The 16,693-nt window shown below is 62.1% G+C and carries 16 protein-coding genes; 12 read left to right on the top strand and 4 right to left on the bottom strand.

Features of this window, described 5'->3' with window-relative positions; translation table 11 throughout:
• The first annotated feature begins 104 nt into the window (after positions 1-104).
• From QMX89_RS07300 to QMX89_RS07265, 8 genes are all read left to right on the top strand, one after another.
• A complete protein-coding gene (locus tag QMX89_RS07300; RefSeq protein ID WP_056843604.1) occupies positions 105-1,091 on the top strand; it encodes an alpha/beta fold hydrolase in 987 nt (328 codons plus the stop codon).
• A gap of 84 nt (positions 1,092-1,175) precedes the next feature.
• Entirely contained in the window at positions 1,176-1,661 is a 486-nt protein-coding gene (rraA, locus tag QMX89_RS07295; protein WP_282347623.1) for a ribonuclease E activity regulator RraA, read from the top strand.
• Positions 1,662-1,688: 27 nt separating this feature from the next.
• Positions 1,689-2,684 (top strand): zinc transporter ZntB, encoded by a 996-nt coding sequence (locus QMX89_RS07290; RefSeq protein ID WP_282347622.1) that lies wholly within the window; start codon positions 1,689-1,691, stop codon positions 2,682-2,684.
• Positions 2,685-2,768: 84 nt separating this feature from the next.
• Positions 2,769-3,014 (top strand): hypothetical protein, encoded by a 246-nt coding sequence (locus tag QMX89_RS07285; protein ID WP_056843601.1) that lies wholly within the window; start codon positions 2,769-2,771, stop codon positions 3,012-3,014.
• A gap of 3 nt (positions 3,015-3,017) precedes the next feature.
• Positions 3,018-3,842 (top strand): mechanosensitive ion channel domain-containing protein, encoded by an 825-nt coding sequence (locus QMX89_RS07280; RefSeq protein WP_090359317.1) that lies wholly within the window; start codon positions 3,018-3,020, stop codon positions 3,840-3,842.
• Between the two features lie 103 nt (positions 3,843-3,945).
• Positions 3,946-4,536 carry an RNA polymerase sigma factor SigX gene (gene sigX, locus QMX89_RS07275; RefSeq protein WP_082484608.1) on the top strand — a complete coding sequence of 197 codons (591 nt, stop codon included), beginning with the start codon at positions 3,946-3,948 and terminating at the stop codon, positions 4,534-4,536.
• A 104-nt stretch (positions 4,537-4,640) separates the two neighbouring features.
• Positions 4,641-5,675: an OmpA family protein gene (locus QMX89_RS07270; protein ID WP_049858880.1), complete on the top strand. Its 1,035-nt coding sequence runs from the start codon at positions 4,641-4,643 to the stop codon at positions 5,673-5,675.
• A 149-nt stretch (positions 5,676-5,824) separates the two neighbouring features.
• The gene (locus tag QMX89_RS07265; RefSeq protein ID WP_282347621.1) at positions 5,825-6,853 is read left to right on the top strand and encodes a quinone-dependent dihydroorotate dehydrogenase; all 1,029 of its coding nucleotides are present in this window, start codon (positions 5,825-5,827) and stop codon (positions 6,851-6,853) included.
• Positions 6,854-6,945: 92 nt separating this feature from the next.
• Here the strand turns inward: QMX89_RS07265 and QMX89_RS07260 are convergent, their stop codons facing one another.
• Positions 6,946-7,161, bottom strand: a complete 216-nt coding sequence (locus tag QMX89_RS07260; RefSeq protein WP_008368461.1) for a ribosome modulation factor — start codon at positions 7,159-7,161, stop codon at positions 6,946-6,948.
• Positions 7,162-7,694: 533 nt separating this feature from the next.
• On the opposite strand from QMX89_RS07260, the gene rlmKL reads away from it, so the two are divergent.
• Positions 7,695-9,971, top strand: coding sequence for a bifunctional 23S rRNA (guanine(2069)-N(7))-methyltransferase RlmK/23S rRNA (guanine(2445)-N(2))-methyltransferase RlmL (gene rlmKL / locus QMX89_RS07255; protein ID WP_049858878.1), 2,277 nt, complete (start codon positions 7,695-7,697; stop codon positions 9,969-9,971).
• Between the two features lie 77 nt (positions 9,972-10,048).
• Here the strand turns inward: rlmKL and dacB are convergent, their stop codons facing one another.
• Complete coding sequence (dacB, locus tag QMX89_RS07250) at positions 10,049-11,509, bottom strand: D-alanyl-D-alanine carboxypeptidase/D-alanyl-D-alanine-endopeptidase (RefSeq protein WP_056843596.1); 1,461 nt, start codon at positions 11,507-11,509, stop codon at positions 10,049-10,051.
• A 313-nt stretch (positions 11,510-11,822) separates the two neighbouring features.
• On the opposite strand from dacB, the gene QMX89_RS07245 reads away from it, so the two are divergent.
• The 3 genes from QMX89_RS07245 (at position 11,823) to QMX89_RS07235 (ending at position 15,184) form a co-directional block, all read left to right on the top strand.
• Positions 11,823-12,296: a MarR family transcriptional regulator gene (locus tag QMX89_RS07245; RefSeq protein WP_282347620.1), complete on the top strand. Its 474-nt coding sequence runs from the start codon at positions 11,823-11,825 to the stop codon at positions 12,294-12,296.
• Between the two features lie 71 nt (positions 12,297-12,367).
• Entirely contained in the window at positions 12,368-13,594 is a 1,227-nt protein-coding gene (locus tag QMX89_RS07240; RefSeq protein WP_049858875.1) for an efflux RND transporter periplasmic adaptor subunit, read from the top strand.
• A 57-nt stretch (positions 13,595-13,651) separates the two neighbouring features.
• Positions 13,652-15,184 carry a DHA2 family efflux MFS transporter permease subunit gene (locus tag QMX89_RS07235; RefSeq protein WP_049858874.1) on the top strand — a complete coding sequence of 511 codons (1,533 nt, stop codon included), beginning with the start codon at positions 13,652-13,654 and terminating at the stop codon, positions 15,182-15,184.
• Positions 15,185-15,256: 72 nt separating this feature from the next.
• Here QMX89_RS07235 and lpxH read toward each other — a convergent pair whose 3' ends face one another.
• Positions 15,257-15,991, bottom strand: coding sequence for a UDP-2,3-diacylglucosamine diphosphatase (lpxH, locus tag QMX89_RS07230; protein ID WP_282347619.1), 735 nt, complete (start codon positions 15,989-15,991; stop codon positions 15,257-15,259).
• Positions 15,988-16,491, bottom strand: coding sequence for a peptidylprolyl isomerase (locus QMX89_RS07225; protein ID WP_049858872.1), 504 nt, complete (start codon positions 16,489-16,491; stop codon positions 15,988-15,990). The genes lpxH and QMX89_RS07225 overlap by 4 nt, the downstream gene beginning before the upstream one ends.
• Between the last annotated feature and the right edge of the window lie 202 nt (positions 16,492-16,693).

Below are 16,693 nucleotides of genomic sequence, written 5' to 3'. Positions count from 1 at the left end.
GGCGCAAGCCGCGTAGCTTTTGATCTTGCTTTTCAAAGGCAAATCAAAAAGCTACGCGGCTTGCGCCGCTGCTACGGTTTCATTCATTCAGATGCAAGTGCCCTATGCAAAGCAGCAGTACCCTCTTTCCCGTCGCGTTGCTCAGTGCCGAGCGTCGTGGCGACCTCAGCGAAGACATCTACCGCATCAAGGCAGCCAACAGCCCCGACCCTAGTGTCGAGCTGGCGTTGACGCGCCTGGGCCTGGCCGATCAGCCCGGTGCCCGGGGCGTGCCGGTGATCCTACTGCATGGCAGCTTTTCCAACCGGCGCTTCTGGTACTCGCCCAAGGGCATCGGCCTGGGGCCCTGGCTGGCGCGTCGTGGCTTCGATGTCTGGATCGCCGAAATGCGCGGGCACGGCCTGTCGCCGCGCAACCAGCATTACGCCAGCAACACCGTGGCCGACTATGCCCAGTACGATCTGCCGGTGATCGGTGCGTTCGTCGCCGAGGTCAGCGCCCAGACGCCGCACTGGGTCGGGCATTCGCTTGGCGGCATCACCTTGGCAGCGGCCCTGGGAGGCGGCTATCTGCAAGGCGATCTGGCCGCCTCCGCAGCGCTGTTCGGCGCGCAGGTCAGTCGTCGCCACTGGCCACTGCGGATTCCACCCCTGAACTGGGCCGGTCGCTTGTTGCTCAAGCGTTATCCGCACATTTCCGGCGCTCGGCTCAAGCGCGGTCCGGAAGACGAACCCGTGGGCGTTGGCTTGGAATGGCTGCGCTGGAAAGGCCTGTTCGGCCGCTTCGGCGACAGCCAGCGCGATTGGTGGGAAGGGCTGCACGAGGTGAAGCTGCCGATCCTGGCCGTGGCCGCCGCAGGCGACCTGCAGGACCCGAGCTGGGCCTGTCGGGACCTCTTCGAGCAGTTCGCGGGCAGCCACAATCAGTTCGTCAACCTGGGTCGCGGCGAGGGCTTCGGCGATGATTTCGATCACGTACGCATGCTGGTCAGTCCTCAGGCCCAGGCCGAGGTCTGGCCGCTGGTCGGTACCTGGCTGAGCGACCCCTACCGGCCATTGCTGCCAGGTGCGACCCCGTTGGCGGCGACCTGAGCATGGTCTAGGCTGTGATGGCCGCGCCGCGTCCGGCGCAGCCTTCCGGCTCTTGCAGCCGCCACTCGCCCCAGGAGCAACGCCATGCACTATCTGACCCCCGACCTGTGCGACGCCTACCCCGACGTCGAAGTGCTCGAACCGATGTTCAGCAATTTCGGCGGCCGCGACTCCTTCGGCGGCCAGATCGTCACCATCAAGACCTTCGAGGACAACTCACGGGTGCGCGAGCAGGTCGCGCTGGATGGCACCGGCAAGGTGCTGGTGGTCGACGGCGGTGGCTCGCTGCGCAAGGCGTTGCTGGGCGACATGCTTGCGCAGAAGGCTGCCGAGAACGGTTGGGAAGGGCTCGTCATCTACGGGTGCGTGCGTGACGTCGACATGCTCGCGCAAACCGATGTCGGTGTTCAGGCCCTGGCCAGTCATCCGATGCCCACCGTCAAGCGCGGCCTGGGCGATCTCGACGTGAAGATCAGCTTCGCTGGCGTAACTTTCATTCCCGGCCACTATCTGTATGCCGATAACAACGGCATCATCGTCTCGCCGATGGCACTGACCATGCCTGAATGAGAATTTTCCATCAGTAACGGGGACACGATGTTCGAGGAAGAAAACGCGCAGTGGGGGCTGGTGCATGCCCTGGTGCTGGACGGCAAAGGCGGCGCGCGCTCGATTGCCCGGACCGAAATCGATGAATTGCAGCTGCAGCCTCACCAGAGCCTGTGGCTGCACTGGGACCGCAGCCACCCCCAGACCCGCAGCTGGTTGCGTAGCAGCAGCGGCCTGAGCGAATTCGCCTGCGACCTGCTGCTCGAAGAGAACACCCGTCCACGCCTGGTGCCATTGCCCGACGATGAACTGCTGCTGTTTCTGCGCGGGGTCAACCTCAACCCCGGTGCCGAACCCGAAGACATGGTTTCGGTGCGCATCTTCGCCCAGGCCCAGCGGATCATTTCCCTGCGCCTGCGACCGTTGCGCGCAACCGACGACCTGCTCGAACAATTCGCCGCCTGCAAAGGCCCCAGGACCGCTTCTGAACTCATTCTCTACCTGGCCCAGCACCTGACCGAAAAGGTCCAGGCATTGGTCGAAGGCCTCTCCGAAACCGTCGATCTGGAAGAAGACAAGCTCGATGCCGACGAGCGGTACACGCCCGAGCATGGCAGCATTCTGCAACTGCGACGTCGTGCCGCAGGACTGCGGCGATTCCTGGCACCGCAACGTGATATCTATGGCCAGCTGGCGCGCAACAAGGTGCCGTGGTTCGTCGACGATGACGCCGATTATTGGAACGAGCTGAACAACAGCCTGACCCGCTACCTGGAAGAGCTCGAACTGGCGCGCGAGCGCGTCGGGCTGGTGCTCGAAGCCGAAGACCGGCGCCAGAGCGAGCGCATGAACCGCACCATGTATCGCTTCGGGGTGATTACCGGGATCTTCCTGCCGATGAGTTTTCTCACCGGTCTGCTGGGCATCAACGTCGGCGGGATACCGGGTTCGGACAATCCTTACGGTTTCACCATGGCTTGTGGATTGATGGTGGCGGTGGCGTTGGGTCAGTGGTTGTTGTTTCGCCGCTTGCGCTGGGTCTGATCGAGAATTTAACCTCTGCGCGGGACGATCGTTGTGACTCACCGTGCAACGGTCTCGTCTTTGAATGAAATTCGCGAGGTGTGCATGCCTGATCCGTTCGAAGAATCCCTGCGAGACATGCTCAACGCCCAGGCGCCAGGCCGCGACGATCGCGCCGCGCTGGGGCGGGTGCTCAAGACCGCCAATCGTCAGGTCGGCGCAGGTGACCTCTTCAGCCTCATGGGGCGTTGGGGGCAGGCGTTCATGATCGCGGTGAACAGTGGTTCGGCGAATATCGCGCCGGTGTCGCGTCGTAAAAACTCCGCCGCTGTTGCGGATAAGGCTGATTGATCAATGGAACTGGATCCCTGGACCCAAAGCCTGTTTGCGGCGATGACCGCCTTGTGGACCAAGGTCGCCAACTTCATCCCCAACCTCTTCGGTGCGTTGGTCGTGGTGATCCTGGGCTTCCTGGTGGCCAAGCTGCTCGATACCTTGTTGTCCAAGCTGCTGGCCAAGTTCGGCCTCGATCGCCTGATGGCTGGTACGGGCCTGACCAAGTTGCTGGGCCGCGGCGGCCTCAAGGTGCCGATCTCGACCCTGATCGGCAAGATCGTCTACTGGTTCGTGCTGTTGATCTTTCTGGTGTCGGCTGCCGAGTCGCTGGGGCTGCAGCGTGTGTCGGCGACGTTGGACATGCTCGCGCTGTACCTGCCCAAGGTGTTCGGTGCCGCCCTGGTGCTGCTGGTCGGCGTGCTGCTGGCGCAACTGGTCAACGGCGTGGTGCGCGGCGCCGCCGAAGGGGTCGGGCTCGACTATGCTGCAGGTCTGGGTCGGGTGGCTCAGTGGCTGGTGATCATCATCAGCATCTCGGTGGCCATCAGTCAGCTGGAGGTCAAGACCGACCTGCTGAACCATGTGATCGTCATCGCGTTGATTACCGTTGGTCTGGCCGCAGCACTGGCGATGGGGCTGGGCAGCCGTGAAATCGCCAGTCAGATACTGGCCGGAATCTACGTGCGGGAAATGTTTCAGGTAGGCCAGCAGGTGCAGGTTGGCGAGGTCGAGGGGCAGATCGAGGCGATCGGCACCGTCAAGACGACGGTCCTGACCGACGACGGCGAACTGGTCTCGATGTCCAACCGCGAGTTGCTGGAGCAGCGGGTGAGTAGCCGATAGGTCAACGTTTTGCTAATGTATGCCGCCGCAAAAAGGCTGAGCGATCATGCCGTGGCGGACACTGACCTGACCTTCGGGGACCTGACCTTCGGGCCGACCTGTTTTGAATAAAGTACATACGCTGCCCGTGCGCTACGACCCCCGCGAGCTCTCTGACGAGGAGTTGGTGGCGCGTTCGCACGAGGAGCTGTTCCATGTCACGCGGGCGTATGAAGAGTTGATGCGTCGCTACCAGCGAACCCTTTTCAACGTCTGTGCAAGATATTTAGGGAACGATCGTGACGCTGACGATGTCTGTCAGGAAGTGATGCTGAAGGTGCTGTACGGGCTAAAGAATTTCGAGGGAAAGTCGAAATTCAAGACGTGGCTTTACAGCATCACCTATAACGAATGCATCACGCAGTACAGAAAGGAAAGGCGAAAGCGCCGCTTGATGGATGCCCTGAGTCTCGATCCGCTCGAGGAGGCATCCGAAGAGAAGGCGCCCAAGCCGGAGGAGCGCGGTGGTCTCGACCGTTGGCTGGTGTACGTGAACCCGATCGATCGGGAGATTCTGGTGCTGCGATTCGTCGCCGAGCTGGAGTTCCAGGAGATCGCCGACATCATGCACATGGGCTTGAGCGCCACTAAAATGCGGTACAAGCGGGCTTTAGATAAGCTCCGCGATAAATTTGCAGACCTGTCCGAAACTTAGTTCGGCGCAAAGGTCTCTAACGTATCGGCAAGGTCTGCTAGACTTGTCGTCGAGCTGCCCCTGGATTAGGGGCGCTTAACAATCACCAGATGGGGATTTAACGGATGAAACTGAAAAACACCTTGGGCCTTGCCATTGGTTCTCTTGTTGCCGTGACTTCGTTCGGCGTATTGGCACAAGGCCAAGGCGCAGTCGAGGTGGAAGGCTTCGCCAAGAAGTACATGACTGACAGCGCCCGTGACTACAAGAACGACGGCAACCTGTTCGGTGGCTCGATTGGCTACTTCCTGACCGACGACGTTGAACTGGCTCTGTCCTACGACGAAGTCCACAACATCCGTAGCGATGCTGGCAAAAACATCAAGGGCGCTGATGCCGCTCTGGACGCTTTCTACCACTTCGGTACTCCAGGCGCCGGTCTGCGTCCGTACGTCTCCGCTGGTTTCGCACACCAGAGCATTGGCCAGGACAGCGGTGGTCGTGACCACTCCACCCTCGCCAAGCTGGGTGGCGGCGCCAAGTACTACTTCACCGAGAACTTCTACGCCCGTGCCGGCGTTGAAGCTCTGTACAACATCGACAAGGGCGACACCGAGTGGGCTCCTGCCGTCGGCGTTGGTGTGAACTTCGGTGGCGGCTCCAAGCCTGCTCCAGTCGCTGCTCCAGCTCCAGTAGCTGAAGTTTGCGCTGACTCCGACAACGACGGCGTCTGCGACAACGTCGACAAGTGCCCTGACACCCCTGCCAACGTTACCGTTGACGCTGATGGCTGCCCAGCCGTTGCCGAAACCGTTCGCGTTGAGCTGGACGTCAAGTTCGACTTCGACAAGTCGGTCGTGAAGACCAACAGCTACGGCGACATCAAGAACCTGGCTGACTTCATGAAGCAGTACCCACAGACCACCACCACTGTTGAAGGTCACACTGACTCCGTCGGTCCTGACGCTTACAACCAGAAGCTGTCCGAGCGTCGCGCCGCTGCTGTCAAGCAAGTGCTGACCGGTCAGTACGGTGTTGAATCCAACCGCGTTCAGTCGGTTGGCTACGGCGAAACCCGCCCAGTGGCTGACAACGCCACTGACGCTGGCCGCGCTGTAAACCGTCGCGTAGAAGCTGAAGTAGAAGCTCAAGCTAAGTAATTAGCGACCGCTTCAACGAAGAGCCCGGCTTAGGCCGGGCTTTTCTTTGCCTGCGATTTGGTGGCCGGCAGGGGAGCCGGCATACCTAACCAGGTCCGAATCTGGCACAATCGCACCCCTCTATCGCTTCCACCGAGCTCAGCCCGCCTATGTACACTCTGGCCCGCCAGCTGTTATTCAAACTGTCCGCAGAAACCTCCCACGACCTGTCGCTGGACCTGATCGGCGCTGGTGGCCGCCTGGGCCTCAACGGCCTGCTTACCAAGCCGCCGGCACGCTTGCCGGTGACGGTCATGGGGCTGCAGTTCGATAACCCGGTCGGGCTGGCGGCTGGGCTGGACAAGAACGGCGCGGCCATCGACGGTTTCGCTCAATTGGGTTTCGGTTCCGTCGAAATCGGGACCGTGACCCCGCGTCCGCAGCCAGGCAACCCCAAGCCCCGGCTGTTTCGTCTGCCGGAGGCCACGGCGATCATCAATCGCATGGGCTTCAACAACCTGGGCGTCGACAATCTGGTGGCGCGTGTGAAAGCCGCCAAGTATCGGGGCGTGCTGGGTATCAACATCGGCAAGAACCTGACCACGCCGGTCGAGCAGGCGGTCGATGACTACCTGATCTGCCTGAACAAGGTCTACGATCACGCCAGCTATATCACGGTCAACATCAGCTCCCCCAATACCGCCGGCCTGCGCAGCCTGCAGTTCGGCGATTCGCTCAAGCAGCTGCTCGATACCCTGGCCGAACGTCGGGTAGTGTTGACTGGCCACAGCGGTCGTCACGTTCCCCTTGCGATCAAGATCGCCCCGGACATGAGTGACGAAGAAACCGCGCTGGTGGCTCAGGCGCTGGTCGATTCGGGGATGGATGCGGTGATCGCCACCAACACCACGCTAGGCCGAGCAGGGGTCGAGGGGCTCGTGCACGGAGAGGAAGCTGGGGGGCTTTCAGGGGCGCCGGTGCGCGAACAGAGCACGCACATCGTCAAGGTGCTGGCCCAGACCCTGGGTGGCAAGTTGCCGATCATTGCGGCGGGCGGTATTACCGAAGGAGGGCATGCGGCTGAGAAGATCGCCGCCGGTGCCAGCCTGGTGCAGATCTACTCGGGGTTCATCTACAAGGGGCCGGCATTGATCCGGGAGTCAGTGGACGCCATTGCCGCGCTGCAGGCGACTCGCTGAATCCAGGCGCGAAAGGGGCCCCGTGAAGAGGCCCCTGGGCGCTAGCCCGCCGCCCTGGTTGGGCGTGCATGGTGAACGAGTTAAAAAGGTTTTCAGCCGACGGCGTGAAGTTCGTTGAGCCTATGGATTCCCGCAGTGCCGGTCATACCGTCCCAGTTGTCGCCGCGTCCTTCGCGCCAGCCGTTGATCCAGGCTTGGCGTACCGACGGTAGAGTAAAAGGGCAAAGCTCGCGGGATTTGCCATGGATGCCATACTGGTATCCGCGTAGAAATGCTCGTTCCAACGGATCACGCTTAAGTCTTCTCATAGGGTGTTGCCCTCTGTCTATTGACTGTAATGTCCCGTCGGCCTCGTCTGAGGCCAGGCAGATGGTCTGCCGGTATCGCGCTCGCTGCCGGCGTGGCGAGCAGTGATGTCATCGCCATTGCAGCGACGACCTGAGGTGATTTCTAAACGTTGAACTGCGTCATGTGAATGATCGTTTTGTCATAAGCACGTAACGATTTAGCGGTATGGGCGATAAGTAAGCAGGTGCTTCTGGCGCCCGAGGTCTGCAAGTCCGTCGTGTGCAGGGCCTGCAGCGTAGTTTGAGATCACTATGCCATTGCGAATCATCTCGATTTCGATGTGGCATTAAATCGACGAAGGGTCGCCTGAGCGGCCCTTTTTTCAGCAGAATCACGTTCTGCCTCATCTTTGCGCCGAACATGGCAACAGGTGAGGTGGGCTGACACCATGGTGGTGTCGTTCGGGCGCTCTATTGCGTAAAGCGCCTGGTTGAACCTCGAAAGGGCAATGCGCTTGCCCTCTCATCGATGCCCGCAAGGGCCAGGAAATACCATGTCGGACCGTTTTGAACTGTTTCTCACGTGCCCCAAGGGTCTCGAAGGCTTGCTGGCCGAGGAAGCCACCGCCTTGGGGCTGGAAGAAACCCGCGAACACACTTCCGCCGTGCGCGGGATGGCCGACATGGAAACCGCCTACCGGCTGTGCCTGTGGTCGCGCCTGGGCAACCGCGTGTTGTTGGTGCTCAAGCGCTTTGCCATGAAAGACGCTGAAGAGCTCTATCACGGCGTGCTCGATGTCGAGTGGCAGGACCACCTGCTACCCGATGGCACCCTGGCCGTGGAATTCAGTGGGCATGGCTCGGGCATCGACAACACTCACTTCGGTGCACTGAAGGTCAAGGATGCCATCGTCGACAAGCTGCGCACGCCCAGCGGCGAGCGTCCCAGCGTCGACAAGCTCAATCCGGACCTGCGCGTGCACCTGCGCCTGGATCGCGGTGAAGCCATTCTCTCGCTCGACCTGTCCGGGCACAGCCTGCACCAGCGTGGCTATCGTCTGCAGCAGGGCGCCGCGCCACTCAAGGAAAACCTTGCCGCTGCCATTCTGATTCGCGCTGGCTGGCCACGCATCGCTGCCGCAGGCGGCGCCCTGGCCGACCCGATGTGTGGTGTAGGCACCTTTCTGGTGGAGGCGGCGATGATCGCTGCCGACATCGCGCCCAACCTCAAGCGTACCCGCTGGGGTTTCAGCGCCTGGCTGGGCCATGTCCCGGCCATGTGGCGCAAGCTGCACGACGAGGCACTGGCTCGCGCCGAGGCTGGCTTGGCCAAGACCCCGGCCTGGATTCGTGGCTACGAAGCCGATCCGCGGTTGATCCAGCCGGCGCGCAACAACGTCGAGCGAGCTGGCCTCAGCGATTGGATCAAGGTCTATCAGGGCGAGGTGGCGACCTTCGAGCCCCGTCCGGATCAGAATCAGAAAGGCCTGGTCATCTGCAACCCGCCGTACGGCGAGCGCTTGGGTGACGAAGCCAGTCTGCTGTACCTGTATCAGAACCTGGGCGAGCGCCTGCGTCAGGCTTGCCTGAACTGGGAAGCGGCGGTGTTCACCGGTGCGCCGGACCTGGGCAAGCGCATGGGTATCCGCAGCCACAAGCAGTATTCGTTCTGGAACGGCGCCTTGCCCTGCAAGCTGCTATTGATCAAGGTAACGCCCGACCAGTTCGTCACCGGTGAGCGCCGCACCCCCGAGCAGCGCCAGGCGGCGCGCGAGCAGGCCGAACAGGTGGACACCACGCCACCGCTGGCCGATCCGTATGCACGGGTGAACAAGAACGGCAACCCAGTCAAGCCAGCACCGGCGCCTGCGCCGGTGGTCGAACAGGCGCGGCTGAGCGAAGGCGGGCAGATGTTCGCCAACCGCCTGCAGAAGAACCTCAAGACCTTGGGCAAATGGGCACGGCGCGAGGGTATCGATTGCTATCGGGTGTATGACGCGGACATGCCCGAATACGCCATGGCCATCGATCTGTACCACGACTGGGTGCATGTGCAGGAATACGCCGCGCCCAAGTCGATCGATCCGGAGAAGGCCTCGGCGCGCCTATACGACGCCCTGGCGGCCATTCCGCAGGCACTGAACATCGACAAGAGTCGGGTCATCATCAAGCGCCGCGAGCGCCAGAGCGGGACTCGCCAGTACGAGCGTCAGAGTGCCCAGGGCCAGTTCACCCAGGTACAGGAAGGGGGTGTGCAGTTGCTGGTCAACCTGACCGACTACCTGGACACTGGTCTGTTTCTCGACCACCGGCCGATGCGTCTGCGCATTCAGAAAGAAGCGGCTGGCAAGCGTTTCCTCAACCTGTTCTGCTACACCGCCACGGCCAGCGTCCACGCTGCCAAGGGCGGGGCGCGCAGCACTACCAGCGTCGACTTGTCCAAGACCTATCTGGATTGGGCGCGGCGCAATCTGTCCCTGAACGGTTTCTCGGACAAGAACCGCCTGGAGCAGGGCGATGTGATGGCTTGGCTACAGGCCAATCGGGAAGAGTACGACCTGATCTTCATCGACCCGCCGACCTTCTCCAACTCCAAGCGCATGGAAGGGGTGTTCGATGTGCAGCGCGACCACGTCGAGCTGCTGGACCTGGCGGTCGCTCGGTTGGCACCGGGGGGCGTGGTGTATTTCTCCAACAACTTCCGCAAGTTCCAGCTCGATGCGAATCTGGCGGAGCGCTATGCAGTCGAGGAAATCACGGCGCAGACGGTAGATCAGGACTTTGCCCGCAACGGCAAGATTCACCGGGCCTGGAAGATCCAGGCGCGGTGACTCCCTGAGGAGATGTGGCGCTGCCTTCGCGGGGGGCGGGCTCAGCCGCCTGCCCCGCCCCCACAAGTATTTGATGATTACTGGATGTTGGGCGAGGTAGACGCGGCCTTTGGCTGCGAGTACAGGTCCAGCAGCGCCTGATCCAGAACCGATGAGGCGCCCCATGGGCGAGGATCGTTGAGAATGGCGACCACCGCCCAGGTGTTGCCGTTGCTGTCGCGGCTGTAGCCGGCGATGGCGCGTACGGTGTTCAGGGTGCCGGTCTTGATGTGGCCTTCACCTTGCAGCGCCGTACGCTTCAAGCGTTTGCGCATGGTGCCGTCCATGCCCACGATCGGCATCGACGCCATGAACTCGGCGGCGTAAGGGCTTTTCCAGGCGGCCTGCAGCAAGGTCGCCATCTCCCGCGCGCTGACGCGCTCGTCACGGGACAGCCCCGAGCCGTTCTCCATCACCAGGTGCGACGCGGTGATGCCTTTCTTGGCCAGCCAACCACGAATCACGCGCTGCGCGGCTTTGGCGTCGTCCCCGTCGGCCTCGTTGCGATAGCGTTCGCCCAAGCTCAGGAACAGCTGCTGGGCCATGGTGTTGTTGCTGTACTTGTTGATGTCGCGAATGATTTCCACCAGATCCGGCGAAAAGGCCCGCGCCAGCACGCGCGCGGTCTTGGGTACGGTGCCGACACGGTCGCCGCCCTGGATGGTGCCGCCCAGTTCGTTCCAGATCGCGCGGACCGCGCCTGCGGCATAGCTCTGGTGGTCGAGCAGCGACAGGTAGGTCTGCGAGCTGCAGCCTTCTGCCAGCTGGCCGCTGACCACGACGGTCATGCCGTCGGCCTGGGTGATCGGGTTGTAGCGCACGTCGCCCGTGCACTTGGTTCCCGGCAGCGCTTTGACCTGGTTGTCGATGCGAATGGTAGCGATCGGTGGTTCGACCGACACCAGCACCTTGCCGGTGTCGTTGCGGGTGACGAAGCGCAAGGCCTTGAGGTTGACCAGCAGGGAGTCCGGGCGGACCAGGAACGGCGCGTTTTCGTCGCCACCGTCATCGTTGAAGGCTGGCAACTGCGGCTGGATGAAATGACTGCGGTCCAGCACCAGGTCCCCGGTCACCTGACGCACGCCGTTGGCGCGCAGGTCACGCATGAGCAGCCAGAGTTTTTCCATGTTCAGCTTGGGATCGCCGCCACCCTTGAGGTAGAGGTTGCCGTTGAGCACACCGTTGCTCAGGGTGCCGTCGGTGAAGAATTCGGTCTTCCACTGATAGGTCGGGCCCAGCAGTTCGAGGGCTGCGTAGGTGGTGACCAGTTTCATGGTCGAGGCCGGGTTCACTGATACGTCGGCGTTGAACACGGTCGGGCTGCCGGGGCCGTTGAGCGGCAGCATCACCAGAGACAGGGCGTCATTCTGCAGCTTGCTGGCCTTGATGGCCTGTTGAACCTTGGGCGGCAGTGTGGTGTTCAAGGGGGCAGCGCAGAGGGGAAGGGCCAGGGGCAGCATCAGGCCGGCGAGCAATAGTGGACGAAGAGATTTGATCATGTGCTTGAAAACCCTGCGGGCGAGGGGTGACGAAAACGAGGGCCATATAGGTAGATGAAGACCCCCACTACGGGTGAAACCGCCAGCATTATGCCCCAAGCGCTGCTTGCTTTGGCCAGCGGGCACCGGGATGGAGTGAATTTTTCCCATCAAAGCGACCGATCGACCTTAATGTTAGCAAGCTAACCATTGCCTTGACATTGTCTGCCTAAGCAGTAACATTATGTTTCGACGACGTATGAATCATGTACAAATCGTATCCATGCACACGCGCAGACATGCATTCGGCTAACAGGTGGACAGCTTCCGGCCCATGAATCACTACACCCCCGAGGACTTCCATACCTGCAACCTGGGCCTGCTGCTGGGCCGCGGATCGGCGTTGAAGGATCGTTTGCTGGACACACATCTGGTGCCCTACGGCGTGACCGCAGCGCAATTCAAGGTGCTGATCATCAACGCCCGTTTCGGCATCGACACGCCGGCGGAGATGTCGCGCTACCTGTCGCTGGACAGCGGTTCGATGACGCGCATGCTCGACCGGCTGGAACACAAGCAATTGATCCGGCGCCAGCGCAGCGCCGCCGACCGACGCCAGGTGCAGCTGGTGCTGACCGATGAAGGCCAGGCACTGGCAGCGCGCCTGCCGGTCATTGGCGCCAACGCCATGAACGAGCTGGTGGGCATGCTCGATCGTGAAGAGATCGTCGAGCTGGAACGGATTCTCAAGAAGCTGTTGCAAGCTTCCGGGGATCCGCTGCTGGCGCTGGGTGCTGCCGCCGGCTGAATACTCCGACGTCAGCGCCCCGACCGATCTGCTCGATGCAACACCGACCGAACCCTTTCAGGTGAACTGCCATGGCCACTGCCACTGATTCCAATGCTTCCCAGCAACCACCCGCAGCGCCGGCGGCCGACGACAAGGCCCCGGCCAATCGACGCAAGCGCAAACTCTGGTTGTTCATCCTGCTGGCCCTGGTGGTGCTGGGCGGTCTGGGCGTCTGGGCCTGGTACACCCTGTACGGGCGCTGGAACGAGAGCACCGACGATGCCTACGTAAACGGCAACGTGGTGGAAATCACGCCGTTGACCACCGGCACGGTGATCAGCATCGGTGCCGACGATGGCGATCTCGTCCACGAAGGCCAGCCCCTGGTGCAGTTTGACCCGAACGACTCGCAGATCGATCTGCAGAATGCCCAGGCCAATCTGGCCAAGGCGGTACGCCAGGTGCGCGGCCTGTACAGCAACGTCGACGGCATGAAGGCCCAGGTGGCTGCGCGCAAGGCGGAAGTGCAGCGCGCCCAGGACAACTATGGCCGACGCAAGAACCTGGCGTCCGACGGGGCGATCTCCCAGGAAGAACTGTCCCACGCCCACGACGATCTGATTTCGGCGCAGAGCGCCCTGAGCAATACCCAACAGCAACTGGCGACCTCGACTGCGCTGGTCGATGCCACCCAGGTGTCCAACCACCCCGACGTGCGGGCGGCGGCTGCACAGTTGCGTCAGGCCTACCTGGCCCATGCTCGTACCACCTTGATCGCCCCGGTGACCGGCTATGTGGCCAAACGCACCGTGCAGCTGGGCCAGCGTATCGAGCCGGGAACGCCGACCATGGCGGTGATTCCGCTGAACCAGTTGTGGATCGACGCCAATTTCAAGGAAACCCAGCTGCGCCACATGCGCATCGGCCAGCCGGTGGACATCACCAGCGATCTGTATGGCGACGAGGTGAAGTACAGCGGCACCATCGACAGCCTCGGTGCGGGCACCGGCAGTGCCTTCGCCTTGTTGCCGGCGCAGAACGCCACGGGCAACTGGATCAAGATCGTCCAGCGGGTGCCGGTGCGGGTGCACATCAATCCGCAACAGTTGAGCGAGCATCCGCTGCGCATCGGCCTGTCGACGGTGGTGGATGTCGACCTGCACGACCAGAGCGGGCCGGTGTTGGCGCAACAACCGCCGCAGCAGGCGTCCTTCACCACCAACGTCTACGACAAGCAGTTGGGTGAAGCGGATGCCATGATCGCCCAGTTGATCCACGACAACAGCGCAGCGTCCGGCACCACGGCCACCCGCTGATCTACCCGAGCCGGCCCGTCACGGGTCGGCGCGGTCTCGCATTGCAAAGGGTGGATCATGGATTCCAAAGCCTCGTTCACGCCGCCAAGCCTGTTGCTCTGCACCATCGGCCTGTCGCTGGCGACCTTCATGCAGGTGCTCGACACCACCATTGCCAACGTCGCCCTGCCGACCATTTCCGGCAATTTGGGCGTCAGTTCCGAGCAGGGTACCTGGGTCATCACCTCGTTCGCGGTGAGCAACGCCATCGCCTTGCCGCTGACCGGCTGGCTGAGCCGGCGCTTCGGCGAAGTGAAGCTGTTTTTGTGGGCCACGATGCTGTTCGTGCTGGCCTCGTTCCTGTGCGGTATTTCCACCTCGATGCCCGAGCTGGTCGGTTTTCGGGTTGTTCAGGGGCTGGTCGCCGGCCCGTTGTATCCAATGACACAGACCCTGTTGATTGCCGTGTATCCGCCGGCCAAGCGCGGCATGGCGCTGGCGCTGCTCGCCATGGTCACGGTGGTGGCGCCGATCGCCGGGCCGATCCTGGGCGGTTGGATCACAGACAGTTACAGCTGGCCATGGATCTTCTTCATCAACATCCCCATCGGCCTGTTCGCCTGTGCGGTGGTGCGCCAGCAGATGGCCAAACGGCCTGTGCACCTGAGCCGGCAGCCCATGGACTACGTCGGGCTGATCACCTTGATCATCGGCGTCGGTGCCTTGCAGGTGGTGCTGGACAAGGGCAATGACCTGGACTGGTTCGAGTCGAGTTTCATCGTTATCGGTTCGGTCATCTCGGCGGTGGCCCTGACGGCGTTCGTCATCTGGGAGCTGACCGACGAGCATCCGGTGGTGAACCTGCGGCTGTTCGCGTTCCGCAACTTTCGCATCGGTACGCTGGTGCTGGTTTTCGGCTACGCCGGATTCTTCGGCATCAACCTGATCCTGCCCCAGTGGCTGCAGACCCAGATGGGCTACACCGCGACCTGGGCGGGCCTGGCCGTGGCACCGATCGGCATCCTGCCGGTGTTGATGTCGCCCTTCGTGGGCAAGTACGCACACAAGTTCGACTTGCGTCTGCTCGCGGGCCTGGCGTTCGTGGCCATCGGCACCAGCTGCTTCATGCGCGCCGGGTTCAACAGCCAGGTGGATTTCCAGCACGTGGCCCTGGTGCAGATGTTCATGGGGGCAGGGGTGGCGCTGTTCTTCATGCCCACCTTGAGCATTCTGCTGTCGGACCTGCCACCGCAGCAGATCGCCGACGGGTCGGGCCTGGCGACCTTTCTGCGCACCCTGGGCGGCAGCTTCGCCGCCTCGCTGACGACCTGGATCTGGATCCGCCGCGCCGATCAGCACCATGCCTACCTGACCGAGAGCATCAGCACCTACGATCCGATTACCCGCCATGCACTGGAACAGATGGGCGGCAGTACACCCCAGGCGTATGCACGGATGGAGCAGATGGTGAACAGCCAGGCCTACATGCTGAGCACGGTCGATTATTTCACCCTGATGGGGTGGATCTTCGCCGGGCTGGTGCTGCTGGTGTGGCTGGCCAAGCCGCCGTTCACCGCGAAGGCGGGACCGGCGGCCGGGGGTGGACATTGAGATCGGGCCTCCCGCAGGTGGCGCGGTATCTGTAGGAGCGGCCAGTGGCCGCGAACAGGGCGGCGCGGTGCGTCAGGCAGGCTGCGCGGTGAAATCGAACGGCGCCAGGTCGAAACCGTGCTCATCCACCTGCAGCACCCAGCCTTGTGCATCCCAGTCCCCCAGCACGATACGCCGCGCCGGTAGATCACCGATCTGCACCGCGTGCACCGCCGGGCGGTGGGTGTGTCCATGAATCAGGGTGGATACGCCGTGCTGGCGCATCACCCGTGGCACCTCTTCAGGCGTCACATCGACGATGTCGCTGGCCTTCATTCGCGTCTGTGCCCGGCTTTCACTGCGCAGCTTGCGGGCAAGCTTGTGACGGGTGCTCAGCGGCAGGTTCCGCAGGACGAACAGCGTCAGCGGGTTGCGCAGCACGCGACGCAGGCGCATGTAGCCTTCGTCGAGAGTGCACAGGCTGTCGCCGTGCATCAACAGCACCGGTTCGCCATTGAGGCGTACCACGCTCGGATCGGCCAGCAGGGTGCAGCCGGCTTTTTTGCAGAAGGTGGAACCGATCAGGAAATCACGGTTGCCGTGCATCAGGAAGATCTGCGTGCCACCGTCGCTGAGCGCACGCAGCGCTGCGCAGATGGACGATTGAAAGGGGGTCATGGCGTCGTCGCCGATCCAGGCTTCGAAGAAGTCGCCCAGGATGTACAGCGCCTCGGCCGAGCGCGCGCGCCCGCCGAGGAAATCCAGAAACGCCCGGGTGATGTCCGGGCGTTCTTCCTGCAGGTGCAGATCGGAGATCAGCAGTATCACTCAACGATCTCGGCTTTCTCGATGATCACGTCTTCAGCCGGCACGTCCTGGTGACCCGCCTTGGAGGTGGTGGACACACCCTTGATCTTGTCGACCACGTCCTGGCCTTCGATCACTTCACCGAACACGGCGTAGCCCCAGCCCTGGGTGGTTTTCGAGGTATGGTTGAGGAAGCTGTTGTCGCCCACGTTGATGAAGAACTGCGCCGACGCCGAATGCGGCTCCATGGTGCGGGCCATGGCGACCGAGTACTTCTTGTTCGGCAGGCCGTTGTCGGCTTCGTTCTGGATGCTCGGACGCTTGTCCTTCTTCTCTTTCATGCCTGGCTCGAAACCGCCGCCCTGGATCATGAAGTTACCGATCACGCGGTGGAACACGGTGTTCTCGTAGTGACCGGCTTTGACGTACTCGATGAAGTTGGCCACGGTCAGCGGGGCTTTCTCGGCGTTCAGTTGCAGCACGATGTCGCCGTGGTTGGTGGTCAGTTTGACGTTGGACATGGGGCTCTCTCTGTCTATGAAGCATGTTCTGTGGGAATGCTCTGTCGAGCATCCGGTAACGACGGCGCCCAGTTTACAGGCGCCGATAGCCATTCAAAGGCTGTTTTTTTCCATGCCGCAGGATTTACCCGATAGTTTGTCGGGGCTGGCCTGTCAGCCGGTTGACCGCTTCGGCTATGATAAGCGCTTTGATTTGGTCGGC

This window comes from Pseudomonas sp. PS01301 (genome assembly GCF_029960215.1).
GTDB lineage: Bacteria > Pseudomonadota > Gammaproteobacteria > Pseudomonadales > Pseudomonadaceae > Aquipseudomonas > Aquipseudomonas coleopterorum.
This window is presented reverse-complemented; position numbering and strand designations above follow the sequence as displayed.

Excerpts from the sequence above, each read along its gene's own strand:
- dacB (WP_056843596.1), bottom strand. The coding sequence starts at position 11,509 with ATGATCAAATCTCTTCGTCCACTATTGCTCGCCGGCCTGATGCTGCCC.
- QMX89_RS07240 (WP_049858875.1), top strand. The coding sequence starts at position 12,368 with ATGGCCACTGCCACTGATTCCAATGCTTCCCAGCAACCACCCGCAGCG.
- QMX89_RS07245 (WP_282347620.1), top strand. The coding sequence starts at position 11,823 with ATGAATCACTACACCCCCGAGGACTTCCATACCTGCAACCTGGGCCTG.
- QMX89_RS07225 (WP_049858872.1), bottom strand. The coding sequence starts at position 16,491 with ATGTCCAACGTCAAACTGACCACCAACCACGGCGACATCGTGCTGCAA.
- rlmKL (WP_049858878.1), top strand. The coding sequence starts at position 7,695 with ATGTCGGACCGTTTTGAACTGTTTCTCACGTGCCCCAAGGGTCTCGAA.
- QMX89_RS07290 (WP_282347622.1), top strand. The coding sequence starts at position 1,689 with ATGTTCGAGGAAGAAAACGCGCAGTGGGGGCTGGTGCATGCCCTGGTG.
- QMX89_RS07260 (WP_008368461.1), bottom strand. The coding sequence starts at position 7,161 with ATGAGAAGACTTAAGCGTGATCCGTTGGAACGAGCATTTCTACGCGGA.
- rraA (WP_282347623.1), top strand. The coding sequence starts at position 1,176 with ATGCACTATCTGACCCCCGACCTGTGCGACGCCTACCCCGACGTCGAA.
- QMX89_RS07280 (WP_090359317.1), top strand. The coding sequence starts at position 3,018 with ATGGAACTGGATCCCTGGACCCAAAGCCTGTTTGCGGCGATGACCGCC.
- QMX89_RS07300 (WP_056843604.1), top strand. The coding sequence starts at position 105 with ATGCAAAGCAGCAGTACCCTCTTTCCCGTCGCGTTGCTCAGTGCCGAG.
- QMX89_RS07265 (WP_282347621.1), top strand. The coding sequence starts at position 5,825 with ATGTACACTCTGGCCCGCCAGCTGTTATTCAAACTGTCCGCAGAAACC.
- QMX89_RS07235 (WP_049858874.1), top strand. The coding sequence starts at position 13,652 with ATGGATTCCAAAGCCTCGTTCACGCCGCCAAGCCTGTTGCTCTGCACC.
- QMX89_RS07285 (WP_056843601.1), top strand. The coding sequence starts at position 2,769 with ATGCCTGATCCGTTCGAAGAATCCCTGCGAGACATGCTCAACGCCCAG.
- QMX89_RS07270 (WP_049858880.1), top strand. The coding sequence starts at position 4,641 with ATGAAACTGAAAAACACCTTGGGCCTTGCCATTGGTTCTCTTGTTGCC.